Annotated in this window: 26 protein-coding genes; 23 read left to right on the top strand and 3 right to left on the bottom strand. The window is 48.0% G+C overall.

Going from position 1 to position 25,294, the window contains the following annotated elements; all coding sequences use genetic code 11:
* Window positions 1-23 precede the first annotated feature (23 nt).
* The 9 genes from B4V02_RS14175 (at window position 24) to B4V02_RS14130 (ending at window position 9,835) form a co-directional block, all read left to right on the top strand.
* Window positions 24-1,313: a vWA domain-containing protein gene (locus B4V02_RS14175; RefSeq protein WP_094155300.1), complete on the top strand. Its 1,290-nt coding sequence runs from the start codon at window positions 24-26 to the stop codon at window positions 1,311-1,313.
* A 17-nt stretch (window positions 1,314-1,330) separates the two neighbouring features.
* Window positions 1,331-1,984, top strand: coding sequence for a beta-mannanase (locus tag B4V02_RS14170; protein ID WP_094155299.1), 654 nt, complete (start codon window positions 1,331-1,333; stop codon window positions 1,982-1,984).
* Between the two features lie 16 nt (window positions 1,985-2,000).
* A complete protein-coding gene (locus B4V02_RS14165; RefSeq protein WP_094155298.1) occupies window positions 2,001-3,266 on the top strand; it encodes a TRAFAC clade GTPase domain-containing protein in 1,266 nt (421 codons plus the stop codon).
* Complete coding sequence (locus B4V02_RS14160) at window positions 3,263-6,265, top strand: GAP1-N2 domain-containing protein (RefSeq protein ID WP_094155297.1); 3,003 nt, start codon at window positions 3,263-3,265, stop codon at window positions 6,263-6,265. Before B4V02_RS14165 ends, B4V02_RS14160 begins: the two co-directional genes overlap by 4 nt.
* Before the next feature lie 179 nt (window positions 6,266-6,444).
* Window positions 6,445-6,912, top strand: coding sequence for a MarR family winged helix-turn-helix transcriptional regulator (locus B4V02_RS14155; protein WP_094155296.1), 468 nt, complete (start codon window positions 6,445-6,447; stop codon window positions 6,910-6,912).
* Window positions 6,913-6,977: 65 nt separating this feature from the next.
* The gene (locus B4V02_RS14150; RefSeq protein ID WP_094155295.1) at window positions 6,978-8,360 is read left to right on the top strand and encodes an MFS transporter; all 1,383 of its coding nucleotides are present in this window, start codon (window positions 6,978-6,980) and stop codon (window positions 8,358-8,360) included.
* A gap of 80 nt (window positions 8,361-8,440) precedes the next feature.
* Window positions 8,441-9,010 (top strand): hypothetical protein, encoded by a 570-nt coding sequence (locus B4V02_RS14145; RefSeq protein WP_007430270.1) that lies wholly within the window; start codon window positions 8,441-8,443, stop codon window positions 9,008-9,010.
* Between the two features lie 68 nt (window positions 9,011-9,078).
* Complete coding sequence (gene rpmG, locus B4V02_RS14140) at window positions 9,079-9,228, top strand: 50S ribosomal protein L33 (protein WP_007430271.1); 150 nt, start codon at window positions 9,079-9,081, stop codon at window positions 9,226-9,228.
* A 361-nt stretch (window positions 9,229-9,589) separates the two neighbouring features.
* Window positions 9,590-9,835 (top strand): type B 50S ribosomal protein L31, encoded by a 246-nt coding sequence (locus B4V02_RS14130; RefSeq protein ID WP_043890966.1) that lies wholly within the window; start codon window positions 9,590-9,592, stop codon window positions 9,833-9,835.
* Between the two features lie 201 nt (window positions 9,836-10,036).
* On the opposite strand, the gene B4V02_RS14125 is transcribed toward B4V02_RS14130, so the two are convergent.
* Genes B4V02_RS14125 through B4V02_RS14115 form a run of 3 tightly spaced genes read right to left on the bottom strand, consistent with a single transcriptional unit; the run spans window position 10,037 to window position 13,182 of the window.
* Entirely contained in the window at window positions 10,037-11,146 is a 1,110-nt protein-coding gene (locus B4V02_RS14125) for a CobW family GTP-binding protein (RefSeq protein ID WP_094155294.1), read from the bottom strand.
* An 18-nt stretch (window positions 11,147-11,164) separates the two neighbouring features.
* Complete coding sequence (locus tag B4V02_RS14120; RefSeq protein WP_094155293.1) at window positions 11,165-12,142, bottom strand: TIGR03943 family putative permease subunit; 978 nt, start codon at window positions 12,140-12,142, stop codon at window positions 11,165-11,167.
* 38 nt (window positions 12,143-12,180) lie between these two features.
* Complete coding sequence (locus tag B4V02_RS14115; RefSeq protein WP_094155292.1) at window positions 12,181-13,182, bottom strand: permease; 1,002 nt, start codon at window positions 13,180-13,182, stop codon at window positions 12,181-12,183.
* A 233-nt stretch (window positions 13,183-13,415) separates the two neighbouring features.
* Here B4V02_RS14115 and B4V02_RS14110 point away from each other — a divergent pair, with 233 nt between their 5' ends.
* From B4V02_RS14110 to B4V02_RS14045, 14 genes are all read left to right on the top strand, one after another.
* The gene (locus B4V02_RS14110) at window positions 13,416-14,498 is read left to right on the top strand and encodes a CobW family GTP-binding protein (RefSeq protein WP_094155291.1); all 1,083 of its coding nucleotides are present in this window, start codon (window positions 13,416-13,418) and stop codon (window positions 14,496-14,498) included.
* The gene (locus B4V02_RS14105; RefSeq protein WP_094155290.1) at window positions 14,495-15,607 is read left to right on the top strand and encodes a FecCD family ABC transporter permease; all 1,113 of its coding nucleotides are present in this window, start codon (window positions 14,495-14,497) and stop codon (window positions 15,605-15,607) included. Before B4V02_RS14110 ends, B4V02_RS14105 begins: the two co-directional genes overlap by 4 nt.
* Complete coding sequence (locus B4V02_RS14100) at window positions 15,604-16,404, top strand: ABC transporter ATP-binding protein (RefSeq protein ID WP_094155289.1); 801 nt, start codon at window positions 15,604-15,606, stop codon at window positions 16,402-16,404. The genes B4V02_RS14105 and B4V02_RS14100 overlap by 4 nt, the downstream gene beginning before the upstream one ends.
* Before the next feature lie 54 nt (window positions 16,405-16,458).
* Window positions 16,459-17,481 carry an ABC transporter substrate-binding protein gene (locus B4V02_RS14095; RefSeq protein ID WP_094155288.1) on the top strand — a complete coding sequence of 341 codons (1,023 nt, stop codon included), beginning with the start codon at window positions 16,459-16,461 and terminating at the stop codon, window positions 17,479-17,481.
* Window positions 17,482-17,697: 216 nt separating this feature from the next.
* Window positions 17,698-18,405, top strand: coding sequence for a metal ABC transporter ATP-binding protein (locus B4V02_RS14090; RefSeq protein ID WP_176718078.1), 708 nt, complete (start codon window positions 17,698-17,700; stop codon window positions 18,403-18,405).
* Window positions 18,351-19,208 carry a metal ABC transporter permease gene (locus B4V02_RS14085; protein WP_094155287.1) on the top strand — a complete coding sequence of 286 codons (858 nt, stop codon included), beginning with the start codon at window positions 18,351-18,353 and terminating at the stop codon, window positions 19,206-19,208. Before B4V02_RS14090 ends, B4V02_RS14085 begins: the two co-directional genes overlap by 55 nt.
* Window positions 19,209-19,249: 41 nt before the next feature.
* Complete coding sequence (locus B4V02_RS14080; protein WP_094155286.1) at window positions 19,250-20,236, top strand: metal ABC transporter substrate-binding protein; 987 nt, start codon at window positions 19,250-19,252, stop codon at window positions 20,234-20,236.
* Window positions 20,237-20,615: 379 nt separating this feature from the next.
* Entirely contained in the window at window positions 20,616-20,978 is a 363-nt protein-coding gene (locus B4V02_RS14075) for a response regulator (RefSeq protein ID WP_043890970.1), read from the top strand.
* A gap of 84 nt (window positions 20,979-21,062) precedes the next feature.
* Window positions 21,063-21,551, top strand: coding sequence for a hypothetical protein (locus tag B4V02_RS14070; RefSeq protein WP_094155285.1), 489 nt, complete (start codon window positions 21,063-21,065; stop codon window positions 21,549-21,551).
* Window positions 21,552-21,691: 140 nt separating this feature from the next.
* Window positions 21,692-21,886, top strand: coding sequence for a hypothetical protein (locus B4V02_RS14065; protein WP_007430288.1), 195 nt, complete (start codon window positions 21,692-21,694; stop codon window positions 21,884-21,886).
* A 12-nt stretch (window positions 21,887-21,898) separates the two neighbouring features.
* Window positions 21,899-22,234: a YolD-like family protein gene (locus B4V02_RS14060; RefSeq protein WP_094155284.1), complete on the top strand. Its 336-nt coding sequence runs from the start codon at window positions 21,899-21,901 to the stop codon at window positions 22,232-22,234.
* A 75-nt stretch (window positions 22,235-22,309) separates the two neighbouring features.
* Complete coding sequence (locus B4V02_RS14055) at window positions 22,310-22,654, top strand: cupin domain-containing protein (protein ID WP_007430290.1); 345 nt, start codon at window positions 22,310-22,312, stop codon at window positions 22,652-22,654.
* Between the two features lie 69 nt (window positions 22,655-22,723).
* Window positions 22,724-23,302 (top strand): TetR/AcrR family transcriptional regulator, encoded by a 579-nt coding sequence (locus B4V02_RS14050; protein WP_094155283.1) that lies wholly within the window; start codon window positions 22,724-22,726, stop codon window positions 23,300-23,302.
* Window positions 23,303-23,363: 61 nt separating this feature from the next.
* On the top strand, window positions 23,364-25,247 hold the full coding sequence (locus B4V02_RS14045; protein WP_094155282.1) for an alpha/beta fold hydrolase: 1,884 nt from the start codon (window positions 23,364-23,366) through the stop codon (window positions 25,245-25,247).
* The last annotated feature ends 47 nt before the right edge of the window (window positions 25,248-25,294 follow it).

Raw genomic sequence — 25,294 nt, 5'->3', positions numbered from 1 at the left:
GATGGAAGGAAGCAACGATTCTTATGAAGCAGCGTAAATTTAATGTTCTCCTGCTGCTGTTCGGCTTGCTGGGCGCTGTAGTGGGCTTCATTGTAGGAGAGATTATTCTTCACAAATGGATAGGACACTGGCCGCATATTATTGTGATTGGGCTGTATTTTGGCATCTTGGCGCTATGCATTGGTCTGGGATGTCTTATCGGCGAATGGATTTCACCACAATTAAACGGCCATTCGTGGCGACAACGCTACTCAGGACTGTCCTGGAAGCTGCTGGTGCCTGCTACACTGGTGATGCTGTTCGTGGCAGGCCTGCTGCTGGAGCTGGGCTATCAGGTAAACCCGGAAGGTCGCAAAAGTGTCCAGGACCTTGTGCTTGTGATTGATAATTCCGGGAGTATGCAGGATACAGATCCTGGTAATGAACGGCTGTCGGCTGCCAAGAGCCTGATTGGACAAATGGATGGAGACAAACGGGTAGCCATTGTTTCCTTTGAATCTACTGCGCAATTGGTTCAGCCGTTTACTCCAATTGGGACGGAGGCAGAGAAGCAGGCGGTTTATGCCAAAATTGATAGTATGCATACCATAAAGTCCGCCAGCACAGAAATTAGACTTGCATTGGACGAGACGATCAAGGAGATTGAAAACCAGGGCAATGCCAATAAAGGTTCGCTCGTTATTATGCTGTCTGACGGCTTTAGCGAGCTGGATACCCAGACAGCATTAGCTCCTTTTATCGCCCGCCAGATTCCGATTAATACCATCGGACTCAAGCTGGCTGAATCGAAAGGGATAGCATTATTGCAAAATATCGCCAGTCTGACAGGTGGAACTTATTCGAATGTAGCCAACGCTCAGGGTCTTGCTCAAGCGTTTGGTAAAATTTATGATAAAATTGGTGATCGTACACTAGTAACGGAGCGGACAGGTGAATATGCGGACAGTCTGTATTTTGCCATTTATCGCGTAACGGCTCTGGTCATTATCGGAGCACTGCTGGGATTGGCTCTTGGACTGATGTTCGATAATCGCTTTCTGGCACGGAATTTTGCGATTGGCGGAGTCCCTGCCGGATTGCTTGCCGGTTTCATTTTGGAAAAGGGGCTGTCGGGCTCGTCGATCGGTGATCTGATGATTCGTTTGGTGGCAGCGCTCGTACTGGCGGCGCTCATTGCTGTCTTTTCGCTTGTTCTTCCGATTGGGGAAAATACGCGTCGTTCTTCTGGTGGAGGAAGCCCGGGTGGGCCGTCAGGTCGACGAAGGGGTGCACCGGAAGGCCCGCAGCGCAATCGACGCAGCAGTGGATTTTAGAACGGGGGCTGAAATTTATGCAGTATAGGGATGCACAGCCCGGTGATCCTGTCATTTCGGAGCTGAGCTATAAAATCGACGACAACCGGGTTGTGCTTCGCTGGCAGTGGCCTGAAGGCGCGGCCGTGGTATATATTGCGAAGGAATCATCTGATCCGAGTGCCGGAGAGCAGAATGAGGGTAGAGGTTTACCGCCTTTTTCAAGCCTAAAGCTATTTACGCGTGAGGAATATAAGGCAGCAGGCAGCTACCGTGACCGGATTGAAGGGTTTGGACGCGTGCGCTATACCGTGTATCCGGCTGTGCGTGAGGATGGCGACACTCTTGTGATTTGTCAACAAGACCGAGCCAACCAACTGGAGCTGAGTACAGGTAGAGCTAAAATCAGATATGCAGTTCAACATAAAAAAGGCTGGTTTCGCAGCCGCAAAACAGTTCAGATTCAGGTGAGAGCTGAGGTTCCTGTTCCGCAGGAGGCACTTTGCTACGTGAAGAAACGTGGAGGTTACCCGGCCGACCGTGAGGATGGAACCTTGTACCCGTTCACGGCACCCTTTGCCGCGGGACGGAATGTGTTGCCCACAATTGAAGTGGGCGGAGATGAATATGTGCGGTTATTTTTTACGGACGGTCAGAAATATGGCACGATATATGAATTAGTTCCTGAATGAAAGGAGGCCGCAACCCATGAGTTTTCTTAGCAATTTATTCAGAAGAAAGCCGCAGGCAGCGCCAAGGCCATTATTTTATGATATTGTGTGCCCGTATTGCTTTAGTAAATTTTCCCCGGAAGAAGTGGTATTCCGTGCTTCCCACCACCGCGAAGATGACGAGGATTACGCTTTGGGTGAAGATGAGCTGTTGAACAAATATCGGGAACGCTTTGGTTTGGATAGCGTGCATGATATGGAGGCGATTCTTCATCCCCACGATGTTCCGGAAGAGCACAGATTATATTCGGATCATGTACTGACAGGTCTGACGGATCGTTATGGTGAGCTGACGCGTCACCGATTGTGTCCGCACTGCCACAACGAACTGCCGGTGACTGCAGGTAAGGTGCCGAGCAATATCATTTCGATTATCGGGGCTTCGCAGGCAGGAAAATCAGTTTATATGACTTCCCTGATTCACACGCTGCAGCATGTAACGGCAGATCATTTTGATGCGGCTTGCATGCCGCTCAATGCAGAGATCAGCCGTAAATTCCGCAGCATGTATGAGGAACCGTTGTTTGAGCGAGGCGACCTGCTGACATCCACACAAAAAGAAAAGATGCAGGAGCCTTTTATTTTCCAGTTTGTATTTAAAGATGAGGAAAAGCCGCCGCTGACGCTGGTATTTTTTGATGTTGCCGGCGAGGGGATGGTCGATCAGGACTATCTGGGGCTGCATGGACAGCATATTAAGAATTCGGCGGGTATTCTGTTTATGGTCGATCCGCTGCAAATTCGCTCGATTCGGGAGCGTATTAAGATCAACCTTGGCGACAAGCCGGGCGAATGGGTTTCGCAATATGATGAACCGCGTGATGTCGTACTGACGATGTTCGGTGATTTTATCGCATATCAGGATAAGGGAAAAACGGACATTCCGACCGCAGTCGTCCTGACCAAAAGTGACATGTTGACTGCATTGGCAGATGAGGAAGGCACCTACATCAAGACGAACAGCAACATTTTTAATCCGATGGAGCACCGCAAGTATATGGATCTGGATGAGTTCGCGAACATTGATGGCGAAGTCCGGCGCTTTATCGAGAAGGTGGATAAGCCGTTCAAGGGCACGATGGATGTGTATTTTACAGATACGGCTTATTTCGCGGTTTCCGCTCTGGGTAGCAATCCGGTCGAACAAAAGCTGCAAGGGCTGGTCAGTCCGATCCGGGTGGATGAGCCATTCATCTGGCTGCTCTATAAGTTGCAGTACATTGAGGGGAGAGAATCACAGTGAGTCATTCAACCTCTCATTTGATACAGCAGCAGATGTACACACGGGAACGGCGTGGAATTTTCCGCTCCACGGAAGGTTTCGATACGGTGGCTAATTCCAAAGGGCTGGATGCTTCTTTTATAAAAAAGGTACTGCATCCTTTATGCGTATATGATGCTCCTGCTGCCTTAACAGCCCGTGGCGAGAAGCAAGAGAGCGTCTATCCTGAAGCCATACATCTGGTGCGGACCGAGTCCGGGGATGTGGTCCTGGGACGGAGTATCTATAAAGCAACGGATTTTACCGGGCTGCGAAGCGCTTTTTTCACGCATAACTATGTGATTCCGCCCGGACATGGTGAATCTCCGTCTGATTACAAGCAGTGGCTGAACACATCCTTTGTTGATGCCTATGATATTGAGCAGGGAACGGAGCTGCCGGAATTGGAGCGACTGCCGGGTGGAAGCGTATTTCCGTCTGTTGATCCGTCAGCGGTGCTGACTCAATTAAAGCTCAGCGAAGAAGTGTTCAAGCAGCTTCTATACGCTGTTATGATGTCGGCCACAGGCCGCAAAAAAGTATATGTTGCGCTGAATGTTCCTGCAGAAGAGGTGGCATCTTCAGCCAAGCTGCTGCTCGGTGTATTATACGCGGCATTGCCTTATGCATATCGTAACAGGATCGGATTTCTTACATATGCGCTGGAGCCGAACAGCAGAAAAGGTATTCACTTGATGTTCGTGGAGCCTTTCAGTATCCGGCCTGGTGATCGGAACGTGGATAAGGATTTTGTATTTGACCTGTCGGCCAATAGTCGAATCCTTAATGTGGATGCGGAGCAGGTGAGACAGCCTTATTTTGACTGGATTGTCCGTACGCTGCTTGGTGGCGGGACGCCGGACGATTTTTTCAAATTTGCCGAGCAAATGCTGACAGGCATGGAGGCAGGGCGTAATCTGACGCTAGCTAGCTATCATGAGCTTATTACACTGTACAGAATTGAGCAGGGGGAGCGCGCATTATACAACGAACGACGAGTTGCTGTGCTGCGAAGCCTGACTGATTATTTATCGTCACCTGATGCGTTGTCACGTAAAATGCAGTTGAATGACTTGTTTTTGTCATTTTTTGATCACGAATTTGACCGGGTGAAGGATGGATATATTCCAGAGGCGGGGCTGGTCGATTGCTTTAAGGACTATTATAAAGTTCATGCTCGCACCAGTGAAAATCGACTGGTGGAATATTTAATCCGCTCGCTGAATAACGCTTATACCGCCAGAAATACGGAAGCTGTGACGTATATCTATCATACAATTGAAGAGAATCCGTCATTAGGCAAGGCGTATTTTACAAAGGTGCTGGGGAATCCGGCGCTTACCAAAATGCTGTTCATTCCCTACATGGACAGTCAGATGAAAAGAACAACGGATGTAAAGGGCCTGCTGGCAGTCGTGCATGAATGGGGCAGTCGATATATCGAGGTATCAGCGAATGCCGATTTTCAGCTTTTGGCTGAATCTGCATTGATGGGCAGACTGCGTGCCGAAAGAAAGCCGGTAGAGACTGTGGCTGCCATTCATCAACGCTTGCGTCAATGGGATAGCAGTTCAACGGGCGGGAAGCTTTCCCCGTTGGAGCAATCCGGATTGACAGAGCGCTTGCAGGAGGCGTCGGATCGGTATTTGCTTACCGAAGTAGAGCTAAAAGAAATATCACCTGATCAGCTCGTACAAATTCCGTTCTTCACGCGGCCTGACTTGGTACAGTGGGTGGGCAAGCTGCCCGCTCCTCTCAAGGGACAAGCAGTGCGCTTGATCGCGGCTTATGATTGGTTTAGCACGGAGGACCCGGAACCGTCGGTGCTGGACGGCCTGGAGCCGGGCGAAATAGAGAAGGTGCAGGACTGGGCTTACGGATGGCTGCCCCAGCAGCTAACGGAAGGCCATTTTGCCCGCCTGCTGCCCGCATTCTACCGCTCTGACGGTCCGGGCGAAGGCATATTGGACTTTGCCCGCCTGGTTAGCTCTGTCCGCAAATGGGCGAAGGATAACGATACGATGTACCGCTTTATCCGCTGGTCCGAGGGACAGACTGAATTTGCTACACCACGGGGTGGTTTTGAACCGGCCTACCGACGGGCGCTGCTGTTGTTTTTCCAAAAGGAAGGGCGCGAGGGGCTGCATAAAAAAGCACTGTGGCGTCAATATTTTGAACCTGCAAATCCGGTCTTCAAAAATTTCTATCTGACAGCGAAGCGCGAGACGGATACGTCTTTGGTCAAAACGCTGCGCCGCTTTCGCAAAGGCGGCATCATTTCGGGGATCGTGCTGATTGTCATTGCAGGTACGCTGGGCGGCTTGAAAGCTGCCGGGGTGATCGGATCTGGTGATTCAACTGCGCCTGCTGCGGCTCCTAAGCCTGTGCAGCAGCCTGTAGCAGAGCCTACAGTGCCTGTAAAAGAGGAACCGACGATGATAGTGACCCATATACCTAACACCAAGTCGACTACGAAAATGGTCAAGCTGTTGTTTGCGTTTCAAACATCGGCGGAGCAGGCGGCGTTTAAGCCTGAGAAGCTCGTTCTTGTCGGCGCGGATCAACAGGAGCATTCATACGAAAATTTTACGCTTGCTGAGCAAAACGACAAGGCCGCAATCGATAAAACCGGCAAAGGACAGTCGGGTGACGCGAAAACCGGCAGTACCGTTGGAAGCACGACACCGGCTGGAGAATCCGCAGGTAGTGACTCGACAACTCCTGGAGTGGGCAACGGCGCAACTGCCAATCAAGCCACAGGAAGTACAACGTCCGGTACTACAGCAACAACGGCTAACCAGGGGGTAGGTTCAGGCGATGGAGCCAACACAGACGCTAACGCGCCAACGGAGTATGATTTGGAAAAGTATCCTTATCGTACACTCCTGACCATTTGGCAACGGCTGGAGCTGGACGATGCTGGCACAGTTACGGTCGATGGCAAAGAATACCCGTTGGTTCAAGTGAAGTCAGCGGATTAAGCAACCACATATTTTATGTGTAAGCAAAAAGATGAGCTTCCCTTACAGGCTCGTCTTTTTGCTATGTATTTAAATAATAAAGTACCTTACGAAAAGTATTGACACGAGGCAGATGACTGTTTAAAATTAGTTGGAATTCAAACTATTAAAATTTGGCGGATGTGGAGGTTAGGAATGAGATGGGAAGTGAGGTGTATCCCGTTTGTCTTCCTTGGGAGGAAGAAAGCACGATGTATTTAATTAAGCGGATCTTTACCACTGTCCGACGCGAGATTGAAACGGCACTGCGCCCTTTGGGTCTGACCTCCTCGCAATCGCAGACGCTCTATGTACTGGCGATGTCGCCTGGAGTGACCAACACCGATTTAGAAAAGCTATTGCTTATTGATAAATCAAGTGTTACCAGCCTGGTCAACGGGATGGTTGCAAAAAACTGGGCAGTGCGTCAAAGCCACCCGGAGGATGCTCGAATGAAGCAAATATATTTGACCGAGGAAGGCTTGAAAATTCACAAGGCAGCGGAACGCACCATTGAGCAAATTAAAAGCTCGGTAGGCGAAACACTATCTGTCGATGAATCGGAGACACTGCGCGGTTTGTTAAAAAAAATACTTCACGACTATCGTCCTGTGAATACAGGCGTTTGAGTGGATCTATAGAGAGCTAAGTCTTTTCAGCATAGAGGGTATTTTACAGGAGAGGAAGAAACCATATGACCCAAGAGCAAACTTATCCGAATGCGGATAAGCTTATGCGTGTACTGGCCTTCACACTTGTTTTTTCAGTGATGAACGCCTTTATGTTTAATGTAGTTATGCCTGTCATTCGCAAGGAATTTCATATTAGCGCTTCCGATGTAAGCTGGCTACTGACCGGCTATATGATCGTATATGCGGTTGGCTCGGTGACCTACGGCAAGCTGGCGGATAAATATCGTCTCAAGGATTTGCTTACGTTTGGGATTATCTTTTTTGCGCTAGGCTCACTAATAGGCCTGTTGGCCCATCAATTTTGGATGCTCATTATAGCTCGCTTACTTCAGGCTGCCGGGGCTGCTGTCATTCCGGCAACGGCTATGATCGTGCCTGCCCGCTATTTCTCGGCTGCAAAAAGAGGACAGGCCTTGGGTGTCACGGCAATCGGTCTGGCACTAGGTACTGCACTGGCTCCGATTATTTCCGGTTTGATTACAGGCTTTGCGAGCTGGCGCTTTTTGTTCATTATTTCCATGCTGCCGCTTATCGCCTTGCCGTTCTTCCGCAAATACCTGGACGACCAGCGTGGAGCGGATCAGAGGTTCGATTTTCTTGGGGGATTATTGCTGGGCGGAACAGTAGCCTTCCTATTGCTTTCGATTTCGCAAGCGAACATGACATTTTTGGGGCTCGGCGTTGTTTTATTTGCCTTGTTTATATGGCGCATTAACACTGCGAATGATCCATTCATCCAGCCGAAGCTGTTCCGTAACAAGCAATATTCCTACGGTCTGCTTATCGCCTTTTTAGGGGCAGGGGTCAGCTTCGGGCTACCGTACCTGGCACCGCAGTTTTTGAACAGTCTCAATCAGCTTATGCCGGCCGCGATTGGACTGATTATGTTTCCGGCTGCGATTGCGTCGGCACTGCTCGGCAAAAGTGGTGGGCGTTTGGCGGATAGCAAAGGCAACTCATTCCTCGTCTACACGGCGGTTACGCTGATATTTATCTGTTTTATTAGCCTGTCCACGTTTGTAGGTGCGTCGCCTTACCTGATTTTATTTTTGCTGATTTTCGGAAATGTAGGTCAGACCTTCATGCAAATCGCCATGTCCAACACGATTTCCCGTACCTTGGCGAGGGAGCAGGTAGGGGTTGGCATGGGACTGTTGTCTCTGCTGAACTTTATTTCCGGGGCGATGACCACCAGCATTTTGGGCAAAACGCTCGATAGCTCATCTACTTTTCATTTGAATCCTGTCGTTTCCAATGTGCAGGTATTTAATTTTAGCAATATATTTACGGTTCTTGCACTGATTGCGCTTGTGACGATGGGACTTTACGCGTTGCAGTTCCAGCGGGGTTCACGTCGTAATACACCTAGTGTCGAACAAGGATGATCATTTGATGCAAACTCATGCCAAAACAAGGGTATAATATAGAAGGAAAAGTTCATCTATGGAAGGACGGAGTGTCCGGTATGACAAGAAACCTTCAATATGTACCCTATGGCTATGAGCCTCCGATCGAGACGCATAAAGGGACCATGGTCTACTATGATACGTTTGAGCAGATTACAGCGAGAGAGCTGGAGCTTTTTGCGGAAACGGGGGCAGCATTATCTTTTACAAAGCTGGTGCTGTATCCGCTACACGAAGAAACAGCCAGAAGAATGTGGAAGCAGCCGATACGCTCCTATTACAAGCGGATGGACGAGCTGGGGGAGTGGCAGCGAGAACAGGCTTTGAGCGCTGTTGTGATTGAAAGCTGGGAAGGTAAGCGTAAAAAATATACGCCGATTGAAGCAGCCATCCGTTTTTTGATGGAAAAATATACGACTCCGCTTTTTTTGTACATGAGTCCTGAAATTGCAAATTTGTGCGCTTCCTATGCATCGTTTGAGGAATGGGTCCGAAACGTCAGATTAGTGCTTTCGAGTGAACCATTGGAGCTTCATCCGAAGCTCGCACAGTATCACAATCGCTGGAATACGATAGAAGAAGCGATAAGCCGACATACTAAGGTTGACAAAGAGCAGCGTGAATTATAGAATAAAACTAATCGTAAAAATTACTATTGTAATTGTATACCATGTATTCCAGTTAAGGAGGAAGAGAAATGCGCGTAATTGTTACCTTGGCATGCACCGAATCCGGTGATCGCAACTATACAACAACCAAGAACAAAAGAAATCACCCGGAGCGTCTTGAAATGAAAAAATATTCTCCGCGTCTGAAAAAGTATACGATCCATCGTGAAACTAGATAATTTGAGGCTGGCTACATAGCGGCCTGTATTATGGAACCGGCGAAAACCTGAATTAGTCCAACGGACAGAGCATGGTTGCCGAGTTCTCCTGTGCTGGTGGCAGCATTCGGGACGAGCCGGAGGACCATTCACGATATGCTTATATAACGATGAAGGCTGACGAAAGATGTGGGGCGTTCGTACAATGGGCGATGCGAAAAATGTGGCATCGTTTGCTTGTCGTTTACGGGTCTGAGCACAACCGTTGCGATCTGTCGTCTTTTTTTCTGGGGAATAACTGTTCCTTTTGCCAACTGATGGAGTATTGCGCCAGTATGTTTGAGTTTGAAACTAAAATGACATGAAAGCTTAGGTGAAACAAATGAAAAAAGATCTTCATCCAACTTTGAACAAAGTTATCTTTTTGGACCCTAGCTGTGGATTCTCTTTCCTGAGTGCTTCCACTAAACATTCGCAAGAAACGATGGAATGGGAAGATGGCAACACATACCCGGTTATCCGTGTAGATACTAGTTCCGCTTCTCACCCGTTCTTCACAGGTAAACAAAGAAACGTGGATATCGGTGGTCGTGTGGATCGCTTTAACAAAAAATACAACCTTAAGTAAGACCCGTCGAGCGTTATGTTCGTGGATTATGCCAATAATTCGCGAACAACGCTTTTTTATTATCTACAGATAAAACCCTCTGCAAATAACTCATTAAAATAGAGGTACATACCACGTACAGGATAGTTGTTGAAAAAGGCTCTTCCATGACTTGTAGAGGTCAAAGGAACAGCCTTTTTTATCTCGAACTCAATCTGTCGGTTAAAGCGAAACGAAGCACTGCTCCCATTGATCGGCAATAAATGTCTTGTCCAGTTGTTCCCCAATAAGCGTGACATATCCCTGACTTACCGGAAGGGCCGTAGACTGCCATTCGAAGTGGTTTCCCGAAAATTGCAAAAGCATTGTACCTTCCTGTGGAAGCACGCAATAGCCTTTCGCCCGAAGCAGTGAGGAGCCGAGTCCGGTCAGAAAGTTTTCCAAACGCTGTTTTTCCAATGGTTGCGAAGAATATTGATGCAGTGTCACGCTCTCCAGACGGGAAAACGAATCGGGCTGGTTGGGATCGTAACTGTAGCTATGGCTGTGCGCAGAAATAACTTTGAATGCCGTACTTCTGAACATACTGGCAGGTCGTCTGATCTCTTTGCCAGTAGTGGGGATCGACGTTGCGACTGCATCGGCTGGTTGAGCCTGTACTGGTGCGGGTTGAGGCACCTGCTCGGGATTGGCAGCGACGGATAAACGGGCCAGAACAGGCTCCAGCAGTGGCTCAAGATCAACCTGGCTATATGCAGTCGTTTGCAGTTTGGCCGTATCGTTATGCTTGCGAATGCTCTTGACGACCTTCTTCACTTCACGGCTACTTGCGGCATCCGTCTTGTTCACTACAATGAAGTCTGCGGTGCGAAGCTGCCCGTGCAGAGTTCGAACCAGCTCCTTGTCAGCGGTGAAGCGGCTGTTGTATTCATGAAAAAGCTCTGCGTCCACAACACTGATGCTATGAACGAGATAGAGCCGGTTTGCCAGCAGCGGGGAGCGAAGCTCTTCCAGTACTTGCTCAGGGTTGGCTACTCCTGTCGTTTCCATAAAAATCAAATCCGGCTCCTGACTGAGGAGGGTATGCAGAGCACCTGCCAGCTCGCTTTTTTTGCTGCAGCAAATACAGCCCTCCAGCAATCCTTCCACAGTTACGTCAGGCATTTCTTCTGAAATGATGGCACCGTCTACGTCATATTCACCCATTTCATTCATTAATACAGCAGCGCGAAGCGGGATTTGACGGGTATGGGCCAGCAGGCGCAGAAGCAGAGTCGTTTTGCCGCTTCCGAGAAAACCGCTGATTAAAATCACTGGAACCTTGTTCATCATGTATCCTCCTTGCCGGGATTAGTATGCTGCATTCAAGCGATCAAAGGTGGCTACCGAGTCTGCTTGGGTATAGACATAAGGAGATTCTGGCTGCGCGACTTCGGTTATGTTGTCGGATCGAATTTCAAGTATTGGAGCATTGTTCTTATATGTGGCATGCAATGTTCCTTCAATGGTCACCCAGGTATCCTTGTCAAAGGACGGGGGCTTGTGGGATTGAACGATGACCCCGAAGGGCATGGCATCAGCAGTGCAACACATGACGAGGAACCTGCCCACCGCAAATAAACCTTTATCCAGCAGACTGCTGTCTTTATAGACAAAGCCGGTCACCTGTACTTTTTTGCCTTCAAAAGCGTGCTTGTATAATTCGATGGCTCCGATGGTTTCAGAGAAAATTTCCGGCTTGATCTGTATGATAGGCTGCTGATACAGACGTTTTGCCAGCTCGGCGAATTCCGTATTGTACTTGTCAGGCGGAACGAACAGCTTATCCAGCGTTTCCTGACTCCATTTGTCCTTGGGTGGAGACGAAGCTGCCCCACGAGACACCGATGATAAAATAGGGGATCCAGGTGCAGGGACGGACTTTATATCTGTTTTGCGGCGAATATCCGGGTTAGGATAGGTGAAGGACATGCCTTTTTTGGCCGCCATATCACTGCCGAGTGCCTGATTGGGCAGCAAAGCGCCGAACAGCAGCGGAATGAGCAGCATTCCATATACGAGCATTGTTTTGAACCAGCTTTGAGGTAAAGGATGCTCGCAATCACACATATCCTCACCGTCTCGCGCTCCGACTATTCCATGCCATGCCATCGCGAAAGCAATGAATAGCAAGGGTACAGGGCAGAGCAGAAGCAGCTTTTGCATGTGTGGAGCCAAGTAGTAATGAAGTGTGTTTGTGCGGCTCAATAGGATGATAAGCAGGGCCAAACCAATCATAAGAAAGGAGCGTATACCATATTGCCAGCGGATGCTAAAGGCTGAATTCACACCAGTATTCACCTCCTTAATTCTCACCTTCCTAATTTTCACTTTCCTAATAACCATTCAGCAGCTATAGAACCCGCCAGCACAAGCGAAATAATGAGCAGGCACAGGACGGCGACAAATTTGGTACGAAAGGTGCTTAGCAGCATAAGTGTACCTTTGAAATCCAGCATCGGACCGAGCACGAGAAAGGCTGCCAGCGGACCTAATGTAAAGGTATGCGAAAAAGCGGTAGCGACAAAGGCATCGGAGGTTGAGCACAGCGACAGTACATAGGCAAAGCCCATCATAAAGACATATGAGCCGATTGTTCCACCGCTTAACGAAAGCATTTCATCGCGCGGGATGAATGTCTGAATACAGGCCGTCAATAATGCGCCAATAATGAGATATTTACTCATGTCCAAAAATTCATCGCCAGCATGTACAAAAAAGCCTCGCATGGTGCGATGATGCTGATGAGTCTGGCCGCTCTGCTTCTGCTGGTTAAAAGACAGCAACGACCGTTTTAGCGGATGCACACGCACAAAGGTATATACGATCAGCCCAATCATTGCGGAAACGGCAAAGGCCAGCCCCATGCGAACGGCCGTGACCTCTGGATGGGAAGGGAAAGCCATCATCGTTGCAGCCAGCACGACGGGATTGATGATCGGCCCGCTTAAAATAAAGGTGATGCCCATATAGGCAGGCATTCCCTTGAGCATCAATTGGCGAACGACAGGAATCATGCCGCATTCACAAATAGGAAACAGCAGCCCCAGCAAGGAGGCCAGCAGAACACCCGGAACAGGATGCGCAGGCACCATTTTACGTATCCATGCTTCCGGCACAAGCCATTGTAAAAGGGAGGAGACCAGGACGCCAATAAGGAGAAACGGCATGGCTTCCAGGAAAATACCCATAAATACCGTTTTTAACGACTGCATCTGACTCATATCCAATGAGCGAAGCCACCGGGGAGAGAGCGTAACAAGCACGGGGATCAGAAAGACGAATGGAATCATAAAAGGCAGCATCTTCAACAGCGTACTGTTTTTCATTACACGTCTCCTCGAAAATAAGGGTAGTTGTCTACATCCTATGTCTGTTGCAGGACAAACATGCCTGCAGAAGAGTGTGTGGATCACCTCCTATGTTGACAAGTCAATGACGGGTCATATATATTTATGTTTGTTAATAGTAATTATTACGATTAAAATTCGATAAATGATTGCAAGAAGGAAACTTTTACGGTACGATCCATATTAAATGTTGTAAAGACAAGGAGGATCATATGATACCGATTGTTGTTTTATCCGGGTTTTTGGGCAGCGGTAAAACAACTCTTCTTCAGCATGCACTGGCTTATTATAAAGAGCAGGGCCTAAAGCCAGCTATTTTGATGAATGAGTTGGGCGATGTGAATCTGGACGGCAGTGTGGTGAACGGTCAAGCTCCCATGAAGGAAATGCTCAGTGGTTGTATATGCTGCACCATTCGCGGGGACCTGGGTGTTGAATTGATGAATCTTGCCGAGGAATATAAGCCGGACGTGATTATCGTCGAATGTACCGGAGTAGCCAATCCGATGGAAATTGTAGATGCCGTGACAGATGCTTCTATGTATTCCGCTATGGTTTTACAATCCGTTATTACGGTGATGGACGCGCGTCAATTTTTGGATTATGCCTCGGGTAACGAGAGAAGCAAGTCGCTTCGTTTGATGCAGGATCAGCTTCGCTGTGCTTCCAAGCTGATTATCAACAAGACCGATTTACTGGCCGCGGGTGAGTTGCAGAAAGTACAAGCCCTCGTCAAGGAATTAAATCCCTATGCGCTGACTGTAACTACGCAACGGAGCGACGTGGACACGAATGCTTTTTTCTCCATTCAAGGAGAGGATCGCATGGATGTCTCGCGTTCAAAAGAGCCCATAGCCGATAACGGGAATGATCATCATTCGGAAAATCATCTGCACGATCATGATGATCCTGCAGACCATCACCCTGCAGACCATGACCATCATGATCACCACCACAATCATGATCACGGACACGGGGGGCATGTTCATTCCTACGACCATGTTGTCGTTCACACGCATTTCTTCGGGCAATCTGTGCCGCGTTCCAGGTTTGAACAGCTGTTCCGCAGCTTGCCTGCTGAAATTTACCGCGCCAAAGGAATTGTACGTTTTCTCGAAACAGAGGGTCAGATGATGTTCCAGTTTGCTTATCGGGAGCTGGAAATCATTCCGATTCGCCCGCAAAAGCCGGTGAACGATGTTGCGGTCCTTATGGGTGAAAATTTCTCGGCTTCCGAGATTGAAGAACGGTTGAGAACGCTGGAATTGGCCCGAAAGCCATTGACTGGGTTATGACATCGGGAACGAGTAGCGTTTATCCATCAAAACATAATTCTCGCACCCATATAGCTGGAAAATCTGCTTTGGGATTTACCACCATTCTGCTGCTACTGGCTGCCGGGCTGGTGCTGTCGGTCACAGTTGCAGTCATGCTCGGTCCTGTGGCTGTCGCGCCAGGAACGGTATGGCGAATTGCACTGTCGCATCTTCCCTGGCTGGACCAGTGGTTACCTGTGACATGGACCAGGCCTGAGGAATATATCGTCTGGGAAATCCGCTTTCCACGCGTGCTGCTGGGCGTTATCGTAGGGGGAGGGTTAGCTGTTACAGGGGCGGCTATTCAGGCATTAATTCGCAATTCGTTGGCAGACCCCTATATTTTAGGAGTCTCGTCCGGGGCTTCTGTTACAGCGACGCTGGTTATTGTGTTTGGAGCCTTTGGTATCCTTGGACGGTTTGCGCTGCCTTTGTCTGCTTTTTTAGGTTCGCTTGCAGCGATGCTTATGGTGTTCGGATTAGCCCGTGTGGCCGGACGGATATCGACGACGCGATTACTGCTGGCAGGCGTAGCGGTGTCCATGATGCTGTCGGCTGTGACCAGCTTTATCGTTACGATGGCTCCCAATGAAAAGGGTATCCGTGATGCGATGTATTGGATGATGGGCAGTCTGGCAGGTGCGCAGTGGGATACGCTTCTTATTCCGACCCTCATTATAGCTGCCGGAACGATAGTTCTGCTGACTCAATACCGCTCACTGAATGCTTTGCTGACAGGCGAAGAGGCAGCAGTGACGCTCGGTGTGAACGTACAGACGTTTCGCGTGCTTCTCGTTATTGTCGCCTCGCTTCTAACCGGAGCGGTTGTAGCGGTTAGTGGCTCCATTGGCTTCGTAGGGCTGATGATTCCGCATATCGTCAGGCTGATGGTGGGATCGGATCATCGACGTGTTTTGCCCGTCAGTCTGTTGGCGGGAGCGATCTTTGTGGTATGGGCAGACGTATGTGCTCGGCTCGTGCTGGCTCCGCAAGAGCTGCCGATCGGCATTGTGACAGCCGTTTGCGGAGGACCCTTTTTTGTGTGGCTGCTGCGGCGTAGTTCCTATTCATTTGGAGGCGAAAAATGAATGTAGAAGTTAAGCACGTGACCTTCAGTATTCACGATAAGCAGTTGATCGATGACATCTGTCTTCAGGTCCAAAAGGGAGAGCTGGTCGGTCTGATCGGTCCGAACGGCAGCGGCAAATCGACGCTGCTCAAAAATATGTACCGTGTGCTAAAGCCTGACAACGGATGGATCACACTGGATGGCCGGGATATGCTGAGGATGAAGTACAAGGAAACGGCCCGGCAAATGGCGGTGGTGAGTCAGGATGCACCTCAGACGTTTGATTTTTCAGTACGGGACATCGTCTTGATGGGCCGCCATCCACATAAAAAGCTGCTGGAGGCGGATACCGCTGTCGATTATGAATTGGTAGAACAGGCATTGAAGCGGGTAGGTATGGACACTCAGGCCGAGCAGAGCTTTGCTACCTTGTCCGGTGGTGAAAAACAACGGGTGCTGATTGCCAGAGCGCTGGCCGGACAGGCGAATTTTCTCATGCTGGATGAGCCGACGAATCATCTGGATATCCGGTATCAGCTGCAAATTCTTGATTTGGTCAAAGCGCTTCAGGTAACTACGCTCGCCGCGTTGCATGATTTGAATTTGGCGGCTTTGTATTGTGACCGAATGTATGTATTACAAGAGGGCAAGGTGGTTGCTTCCGGTATCACAGAGGATATACTTCAGCCGAACCTGCTGCGCAGTGTCTTCGGAGTGGAGACGGAAGTCTGTATCCATCCGAAAACCGGGAAGCCGAATATTACCTTTTTACCGGATTCTCTCAGGCGAGAGGAGGCCATCCATGACGCTAACTGAAAAGGCGATACGATGAGGTAAGATAAACTGCAAATGAAAGAGGGGACGGTACATATGAAAAAATATAGCAAGCGCGCAATATCCTTGACGATGCTTGCTTTGGCGGCGGTACTGCTGCTATCTGCTTGTGGATCAGGAAACACAGCTCAAACAACCGATTCAGTTACAAACGGACAGCAGCCTGCCTCATTGCAATCGGAGAACAGTAAGGCGTCGGTAGAACTCGAGAATATGGGGGTCAAGATGATATTTCCCGAAGCCCCCAAACGTGCAGTTACACTAAACCAGCACGCAACAGAGGTGATGCTGGCCCTTGGACTGGAGTCCTCTATGGTAGGAACTGCGTATTTGGATGATCAGATTTTGCCGGAATATAAGGCTCAATATGAGAAAATCCCGGTACTGGCCAAGCAGTATCCGTCTAAAGAGGTATTTATGGCTGCTGCGCCGGATTTTGCCTATGCGGGCTGGAAGAGCGCCTTTAATGATAAAAATCTTGGTTCCCGTGAGGAGCTTGCCGAGCAGGGAGTGGCGACCTATGTACAGGAATCATCCAATAAGCCGGGCCCAACGTTAGAAGATGTATATCTGGATATACTAAATATTGGACGCATTTTCCGGGTTGAGGACCGGGCAGACAAGCTGGTAGGTGACATTCGTAAACAAGTGCAGTCCATTCAGACTCAAATTGGTACTGTAGAGAAGGCACCGAAGGTGTTTGTCTATGACAGCGGCGAAGATAAGCCTTTTACGGCTGCCAATAATTATCTGACTTCATTGATTAAAAGCGTAAAGGCGAAAAATATTTTTGGTGATGTCAACAAAAGTTTTGCAGAGGTAAGCTGGGAAGAGGTTGTGAGCCGCAACCCTGACGTCATTGTCATTCTGGACTACGGAGACACTTCACTGGAGGATAAGGAGAAGCTGCTTCTGAGCAAGCCTGCACTGGCAGGTGTGGAAGCGATCAAAAACAAACGTTTTATAGTACTGCCCCTGTCTGCAGCGGCTGAAGGCATACGCGCACCGATTGCATTGAGAACCTTGGCTGCAGGTCTGTACCCGGACAAAGTGAAGTAAACAAACAAAAGAGTTGTCAAAGCATTGACGAACCTTGCCCAAACTGTTAAACTTGCTAATGCGTAAAGGTTACGTTTATCGAGCGCTTCTTTTTTTAATACCAAATCGTAATAATTACGGTAGATGGTTTAATGATCATAAACGACCTGGAGAATCTGCGCAATGATGATTGCTTGGGTGGCTCCAGGCTTTTTAAAGGAAAGGGAGATTTGCGTCATGTTATTGGCCTCATTGGAACAAGTCACTTTTGGCTACGGAGATGTTCCTAACTTGGTGGATGCCAATGTTGAAATTTTTTCCGGAGAATTTGTGGCAATTACCGGACCGAATGGTGCTTCCAAATCAACCATGCTTAAGCTGTTGCTGGGTTTGCTTCAGCCTTGGCAGGGCAAGGTGTTTATGTCTGACCGCACAGGTGAAGGCAAGAAGCTCGTTGTTGGATTTGTATCGCAACAAATCGCTGCCTTCAATGGTGGTTTTCCAAGCACGATTCTGGAATTTGTCCGTTCAGGAAGATACACGCATGGCTCCTGGCTGCGCCGTATGCGGCCTGAGGATCATGCCTTGACAGAGCAGGCGCTTCGTCAGGTAGGGATGTGGGATTTGCGCCATCGTAAGATTGGCGAATTGTCCGGTGGACAGAAGCAGCGCATTTGTGTTGCACGCGCGCTCGCCCAGGAATCGGATTTGCTTATTTTGGATGAGCCTACAACAGGTATGGATCAGGAAAGCCGCCATCATTTCTATGACTTGATGAATCAGCAGGTCAAGGAATATGGAAGAACGGTGGTCATGGTCACGCATGGACTATCGGAAGTGCAACATTATTTGGATCGTATTATTGAGCTTGAGAGGAAGGAAGATGGCGGATGGAAATGCTGCACTACGACTTCATGCAGCGGGCATTTTGTGCCGGTGGGGTAATTGCGCTGCTGGCCTCGGTGCTTGGAGTGTACCTGATGCTGCGGCGTCAGGCTCTGATGGCGGACATGCTTTCGCATGTATCGCTGGCAGGGGTGGCAGCGGGTGCCTATTTGGGCATGAACCCAACGATTACCGGTTTTATTGTAGCTGTGATCGGCGCGATTATCGTTGAATATGTCCGCAGGTCCTATAAAACGTATAGTGAGATCTCTGTGGCTATTATTATGGTCGGCGGTTTATCGACGGCTGTTATTTTAATGAATCTGAATCAGAGCATTAATAAAGGGTTTTCCGCTTATTTGTTCGGTTCGGTAGTAGCGGTCAATCAGACAGAATTGATGTTGATGATCGTAGTGGCTGTGATCGGAGGCATCTTCTTTTTCGTCTTCCGGCGCCCCTTGTACCAAATTACCTTTGATGAAGAAACAGCGAAAACCAATGGTCTTCCCGTCAAGTCCATTTCATTTGCGTTTAGTATTTTGACAGGGATGATTGTAGCTGCCGCCATGCCGATTGTCGGTGTGCTGCTTGTCTCCTCACTAATCGTGCTCCCTGCTGCGCTGGCCATACGAATTGCACCGAGCTTCGCGGCAGCCATCTGGATATCTATGGTAACTGCCTTGATCGGCGTATTTATGGGGTTAACTGCCTCGTATGAGCTGAGCACGCCCCCAGGAGGGACCATTGCCATGGTGCTGTTATTATTCCTGATCTTGGGAGTTGGTATTCATAAGCTGGTTCGCAAGCTGAGCAAGCAGCAGGCTTCCGGGCGGAAAAATACGGCACGCAGTGAGAGCAATTAAAAATAGTAACTAAAATATACAGGGATAAAGGAGTTATGAACATGAATGCATGGTTCAAAAAATCATTTGTTTTGTCTGCGGGACTGGCACTTATTTTGTCCGGCTGTGGAGCCCAATCTGATCATACAGCTACAAATGCTTCCCCAACCGAGCCGGGTACGGCACAAAGTGGTAACAAGCTGAACGTGGTCACCACTTTTTATCCGATGTATGAATTTACAAGACAGGTTGCCGGAGACCATGCGAACGTAACGGCCCTGATTCCTGCTGGTGCGGAACCCCATGACTGGGAACCGAGCGCCAAGGATATGGCACAGATCAAGGACGCTAACGTATTTGTCTATAACGGTATCGTCGAAGGCTGGGCAGAGCAGGCTTTGAGCAGCGCAGCCAATGACAAGCGTGTTGTAGTTGAAGCGAGTAAAGGGCTAAACCTGATGGAAGGTACTGCTGAGGAGGAAGAAGGCGAAGCACACGCAGAGGAAGGCCATGATCACGATCATGTGCTGGACCCTCATGTATGGCTTGATCCTGTATTGGCGCAAAAGGAAGTAGAGTCTATTGAAGCGGGTCTTGTAAAAGCCGATCCTGCCAATAAAGCCGATTACGAAAAAAACGCTGATGCTTATATCGCCAAGCTGAAAGAGCTGGATACAGCGTTCAAAGCAGGTCTGAAGGATGCAAAACGCAAAGACTTTATTACACAGCATGCTGCTTTTGGTTATTTGGCCAAGCAATATGGTTTGACTCAAGTGCCGATTGCCGGACTTTCTCCCGAGCAAGAGCCTACACCGGACAAACTGGCAGGTATCATCAAGTTTTCCAAAGCAAACAATGTAAAAACCATTTTCTTTGAAACCCTCGTAGATCCAAAGGTGGCTCAGACCGTAGCCACTGAAATCGGTGCCAAAACGGATGTTCTGAATCCGCTCGAAGGACTGACAGATGAAGACAAACAGAACAACCTGGACTACCTTGGTGTGATGAAAAACAATCTGGAGGCTTTGAAGAAAGCTCTGAATGAATAAACAGACTTTAAAGGAATAGTTAAAAACTGACGTTGGAAGTATACTGACGTCAGTTTTTTATGTCTATATAAGCTGAATTTAAAAGTTACTTATCGTGCCACTGCACATCCGGATGGCATCGATAGGTAACTTTTTAAAATAGTACTAAGGTTTCACTGAATACCTAGTACTTTGTGATCTTTACCCTACAGGAACGAATTACGTCATTGTGAAACGATTTTTTGAAAACTAATTCTATGGTAGCTAGTTTCCAATTGCTTTTATAATTCAATGGTAGCGTTTTTGTTTTTACAGATTTTTTCTATTAATATTGCTCGTTTTTTCACCGATATTGAAACTTAAGTGTGTACGTAACCTACAACGGATTGGAGCGATTATTTTGGCAACAGTTATAATAGTGGATGATTCTTTATTTATGCGATCTGTGCTTAAAGATATTTTTTTGGATTTAGGTCACTCTGTAATTGCAGAGGCAGAAAATGGGTATGATGCTGTGTTGAAATACGCGCACTTTCGTCCAGACTTAATCACCATGGATATCAATATGCCTAAGATGGATGGACTTGAGGCCGTTAAAAAAATTGCCGAGCTTGATCCAAAAGCCAATATTTTAATGTGTTCTGCTTTGGGTCAGCACGAAGCGATTATAAAAGCATTTCAGGCAGGCGCAAAAGACTTTATTGTTAAGCCATTTGAGATGGAAAGGGTCGTAAATGCAGTCTCAAAAATGCTTGATAGTTAATAAATACAGATTTTAATACATAAAAATTGAACAATTTGAAATAAGAAGTCCATGGTTATTTTCACGAATATGGAGATGAAGAAGATGAGCAATCGGGTATTGTCTCAAAAAGTATTTATAGATGAACTGATCACTACGATCAGGAATGGAGGGCTTGTTCCTCTAAATTATGAACAGCTCATAAGCGAACATAGAGATAGAATGGATGCTCTTAACAATGAGCTTACGGTGCGTATAGAGGGATTAGAGACGGATTTGATTCCTGCTTCGACGTATTCCATTCCTTTTTCCAGTGGTGAAATTATGTTTCTGGCTCGTTATATTGTACTTATGGGGGATCAAACCGAGGGGTACTTTGTGTTCTATCGAGCAGAGGACTGTGAAAGTCCGGAAGAGGTGCAGTTTATAACAAGCTCTTATCAGCTTCCTCATTTGTTGCTTGAGCTGGCTCTTACTTTAAAAAAAAATGGCACGAGTAAGCCCGTTGATATTTTGACTTATTGGAATGGACCTGTTTATCCGTTAAAAGATTTGAATAAAGAGGATATTAAGCTGTCCACCTATGAATTTTAAAGCTATATATGCCATTGCATAATTTCCAGGTATCAAAATCCCTTGAGAGAGTCAAATCCCTCAGGGGATTTTTTACATTGATAATCAAACGCATGTTCGCATATAATACAAACAAACGTTCTGATAAGGAGTGAAGGATCATGCTGGAAAAATACGTGGGGCAGATCGTGGAAATCGTGTATATGGACCGAAAGGGCAAACTGTCTCATCGGCGCATTGAGGTGCATCGTGTGCAAAATGGTTTGATACGGGCTGCCTGTTTACTGACAGGCCAGCCACGCGTTTTTCGATTAGACCATGTACTGGCATGGCATCCTGTAACCCAAACAGCATAGGAGGCGTTTACGATGGGGAAAAAGCTTGAAGGGAATGGCATATGGGAAAGCTCGCGCATGATCTTGCCTGAGCATCGGGATGCGTATCTGAGACTAATGAAGGAGCAGGGCAGACGTGACAAGCCGACACTGGACGATCAGGAAATGTGGCAGATTGAACAGGCCCTTATCATTTCCTATAATGAACGGAAGTCTATTACGCTGCGGGTATTTAATCCGTTTGATGACGAGGAGTTATGTGGGCTTGTAACGGTGATTAACACGAGTCGGCGAGAAGTAAAGCTGTCCCGCGGAGAAGAGGACTTTAGCTGGATTAAGCTGGAGGAAATTATCGAGGTGAATATATAGCAACAATAGGATTGTAGTCGTATAAGCTCACGTTTAAAATGAAGCAGTAGCTGCAAAAAGAAGGAGGAATTCAATTTGAAAGTAAGCAAAAGCAATGCTGAACACTATATATGGGGAGATCAATGTGATGGTTGGCGTTTGGTGAATCATAAAGATTTGAGCATTATCCATGAGCGTATGCCTGGCAATACACACGAGGTCAGACATTATCACCATCATGCCCGTCAATTTTTCTTTATTTTATCAGGTACAGCGATACTTGAAGTGGACGGCGAACGAATTCAGTTAGGATCTCAGGAAGGCTGTGAGATTCCTCCTTTGATCGCTCATCAGATGTTTAATGAAACGAATGAGGATGTTGAGTTTTTGGTGATCTCTCAGCCTGCGACTAGAGGTGACCGGGTGCTGGCCGAAAACTAATATTTTGGGGCAGACAAATACAAGTGAAGTTTGACAAGTATGTTTTAGTACCGTATAGTGCTAATTATGATGAAAAAAAATAAAACGACCAATCGGGATGTTGTTCTGAGCATTGCGACTTCATTGTTTCTCACTAAAGGCTATCATACAACAAGCATGGACGAAATTGTGGCTGTCAGCAATGTATCCAAAACGAACATTTACTATTATTTTAAAAGCAAGGAAGAGCTGCTGTCAGCTATTCTGGACCAACTGATTCGAACGTATAGCGAGCTGATTTTTGAGGTTGTTTCACGTAAGGATCAATCCGTGCAGGAACGTCTGGAGACCCTTCTTCAATTGCTGACTCAACAAGAGACAGATTATTTGGGCGGCTGTCCCTTTATTACTCTGTACACGCAAATGCCTCAGGATATTCCCTTGTTTCGAGAGAAAGTGAGCCGATTTTTTCAAAGCCAAATCACCACGGTGGAAGCGTTGTTGAACGAGGGGATGGAGAGTTTGGAGATTCGGGCTGAACTTCCTGCCAGATCGACGGCTGAATTCATTGTCTCAGCTATCGAAGGCGCACTCTTTTTACAACATGCAGGTCAAGACCCGGGCATACTTGTAAATTTAAAAATGACTTTAGCGTTTCTGCTAAAGTGATTTTTTTTCATCATGATTAGCACTGTATGGTACTAAAAAATATAGAAAGCAGGTTATATTTATGGCACATATCTTGATCACGGGCGGTACAGGTTTTATCGGCATGCATACGCTGCAGCAACTTTCCCGGGAGGACCATACCGTTACCGTTCTTGTTCGCTCGCTGAAGAAGTGGGAACAAATATGCAGGCAAATGAATCTGGAGACCGCATGGCATACGGGGAAGTTAACGCCGGTTATTGGTGACTTAAGTGCACCTGCTCTGGGGCTGAGTTCTTCTGACAGGAAGCGGGTTGAGACAGCAGATGTGGTGATTCACGCAGGAGGACCGATGGACATATTGCTGGGAGAGGAGGAGGCGAGAGGCGCTTTTTTGCAAGCAGCAGAAGAGCTGCTGACGTTGGCTGCACATATTCATGCAAGCAAGGGGTTGCGACATTTTATCCATTTGGTTGGATTCAAAAGCCCTTTTAATCATCATAACTGGAATGCCCCGGAGCCTGTCATTGCTCATTTGGAACATGCGCCTCCTTACGAGCGCATGAAATTCCTGGCTGATTTGCGTATCCGTCAGGGAGCGCACAAAGAAGGATTTCCGCTGTCGGTTATCCATTTGAGCGTGGTCATTGGTGACTCGGCGCACGGGAATACGCCTCAAACCGGTGGGCTTGGCATACTTGTGGCTTCTACAGCGCGCAAGCTCACGGGTCTTATTCCAGGGGGCAAGTCCCATTGGCTTCCTATGGTTCACGTAGATCATGCAGCCGAATTCATCAGCGTGCTTGCCAAGGAGACACACCCTGTCAGTGAAACATACTACCTAATGGATGAAAGGCAACAGAGCCCAACGATGATGGAACTGGGAACGAATATGGCGAAGGAGCTTCGAGTTCCAAAACCATGGGGCTCCATTTCACCCGCTTGGCTATCCAGCATCTTAGGCACTCCATTGGGACGAAAGCTGGGTATTCCAAAGGAGTCACTTGATTTTATTGTGGATGTGGACTATCCATTGGATGCGACGCGGGGAGTTCAGCGTAAATTCGGATTGACACAGGCGGTAAATACGGATGTTTTCCCATTTGTCATTACGGACCTTGATTTCAGAATTGCACATTCCCGCACGGATACAGATGGATTTGTCCGCAGCAGGCGCGGGCCTTTGGCTACACTGGAGCGAAGGGTGGAAAATGAAAATCCTCCGATGGTGTTTGTTCACGGTACTTTGAGCGGGGCGGATTGCTTGATACCACTGGCCGAGCAGTTTCCGGAATCCTCCGTTTGCCTGGTAGATCTCCCCGGGTTTGGGCGATCTCCTTACCATCATCAGGAGGATGTACTGGAGGGTTACATCGAATCGCTAGTACAAGCGATCCAAACTTTTGAAACACCGATCAACCTTGTGGGTCATTCCTTCGGCGGATTATTGGCCGCCAAAGTGTGGGAACGTGTACCTGAGCGCCTGAGCAGCTTGCATCTGTTGCAGCCTGTATTCCATCCTGCTCCGCGCAGGTATCGGAGTGCACGAATTACGGAGAGCGTACTGGGCAGACTCAGCGAGTCAGGCTTGCGCAAGCAATTGCTGTCGCAGACTTGTTTTGAAAGTATGGAGGCCATTCCGCCAGCATACATCACGTATGTCCTTGAGGAATTGCGTTCTCCCCGCGTAAAAAAGACGACTGCGGAAGCGCTGGCCATGTTAACAAGAGCGGATAGCTTCCGGTTCGCGTCCAAGAATCTCGGACCATCGTTCAAGGAGAAGGTTTCGATTATATGGGGGATGAAGGATCAGATTTATAAACTGCCTGAGCCATTTCATGGCTTGCACACGCTGCATATTCCGGCAGCCCATCATTTTCCGATCTCGCAGCCGGAGCAAACCGCGCACTGGCTAAAGCAGCACATGGAGCAGATTGCCGATGTTCTTTCTGGGTCCGTTAAATAAAATCATAGAGTGAATAGAGGAAGTCGCCATATTGGCGGCTTTTTCTC

The organism is Paenibacillus kribbensis (assembly GCF_002240415.1).
Classification (GTDB): domain Bacteria; phylum Bacillota; class Bacilli; order Paenibacillales; family Paenibacillaceae; genus Paenibacillus; species Paenibacillus kribbensis.
This window is presented reverse-complemented; position numbering and strand designations above follow the sequence as displayed.

Excerpts from the sequence above, each read along its gene's own strand:
- B4V02_RS14150 (WP_094155295.1), top strand. The coding sequence starts at position 6,978 with ATGACCCAAGAGCAAACTTATCCGAATGCGGATAAGCTTATGCGTGTA.
- B4V02_RS14145 (WP_007430270.1), top strand. The coding sequence starts at position 8,441 with ATGACAAGAAACCTTCAATATGTACCCTATGGCTATGAGCCTCCGATC.
- B4V02_RS14095 (WP_094155288.1), top strand. The coding sequence starts at position 16,459 with ATGAAAAAATATAGCAAGCGCGCAATATCCTTGACGATGCTTGCTTTG.
- B4V02_RS14060 (WP_094155284.1), top strand. The coding sequence starts at position 21,899 with ATGGGGAAAAAGCTTGAAGGGAATGGCATATGGGAAAGCTCGCGCATG.
- B4V02_RS14045 (WP_094155282.1), top strand. The coding sequence starts at position 23,364 with ATGGCACATATCTTGATCACGGGCGGTACAGGTTTTATCGGCATGCAT.
- rpmG (WP_007430271.1), top strand. The coding sequence starts at position 9,079 with ATGCGCGTAATTGTTACCTTGGCATGCACCGAATCCGGTGATCGCAAC.
- B4V02_RS14050 (WP_094155283.1), top strand. The coding sequence starts at position 22,724 with ATGAAAAAAAATAAAACGACCAATCGGGATGTTGTTCTGAGCATTGCG.
- B4V02_RS14100 (WP_094155289.1), top strand. The coding sequence starts at position 15,604 with ATGAATGTAGAAGTTAAGCACGTGACCTTCAGTATTCACGATAAGCAG.
- B4V02_RS14130 (WP_043890966.1), top strand. The coding sequence starts at position 9,590 with ATGAAAAAAGATCTTCATCCAACTTTGAACAAAGTTATCTTTTTGGAC.
- B4V02_RS14110 (WP_094155291.1), top strand. The coding sequence starts at position 13,416 with ATGATACCGATTGTTGTTTTATCCGGGTTTTTGGGCAGCGGTAAAACA.
- B4V02_RS14080 (WP_094155286.1), top strand. The coding sequence starts at position 19,250 with ATGAATGCATGGTTCAAAAAATCATTTGTTTTGTCTGCGGGACTGGCA.
- B4V02_RS14105 (WP_094155290.1), top strand. The coding sequence starts at position 14,495 with ATGACATCGGGAACGAGTAGCGTTTATCCATCAAAACATAATTCTCGC.
- B4V02_RS14085 (WP_094155287.1), top strand. The coding sequence starts at position 18,351 with ATGGAAATGCTGCACTACGACTTCATGCAGCGGGCATTTTGTGCCGGT.
- B4V02_RS14165 (WP_094155298.1), top strand. The coding sequence starts at position 2,001 with ATGAGTTTTCTTAGCAATTTATTCAGAAGAAAGCCGCAGGCAGCGCCA.
- B4V02_RS14065 (WP_007430288.1), top strand. The coding sequence starts at position 21,692 with ATGCTGGAAAAATACGTGGGGCAGATCGTGGAAATCGTGTATATGGAC.
- B4V02_RS14090 (WP_176718078.1), top strand. The coding sequence starts at position 17,698 with ATGTTATTGGCCTCATTGGAACAAGTCACTTTTGGCTACGGAGATGTT.
- B4V02_RS14170 (WP_094155299.1), top strand. The coding sequence starts at position 1,331 with ATGCAGTATAGGGATGCACAGCCCGGTGATCCTGTCATTTCGGAGCTG.
- B4V02_RS14155 (WP_094155296.1), top strand. The coding sequence starts at position 6,445 with ATGGGAAGTGAGGTGTATCCCGTTTGTCTTCCTTGGGAGGAAGAAAGC.
- B4V02_RS14175 (WP_094155300.1), top strand. The coding sequence starts at position 24 with ATGAAGCAGCGTAAATTTAATGTTCTCCTGCTGCTGTTCGGCTTGCTG.
- B4V02_RS14115 (WP_094155292.1), bottom strand. The coding sequence starts at position 13,182 with ATGAAAAACAGTACGCTGTTGAAGATGCTGCCTTTTATGATTCCATTC.
- B4V02_RS14125 (WP_094155294.1), bottom strand. The coding sequence starts at position 11,146 with ATGATGAACAAGGTTCCAGTGATTTTAATCAGCGGTTTTCTCGGAAGC.
- B4V02_RS14070 (WP_094155285.1), top strand. The coding sequence starts at position 21,063 with ATGAGCAATCGGGTATTGTCTCAAAAAGTATTTATAGATGAACTGATC.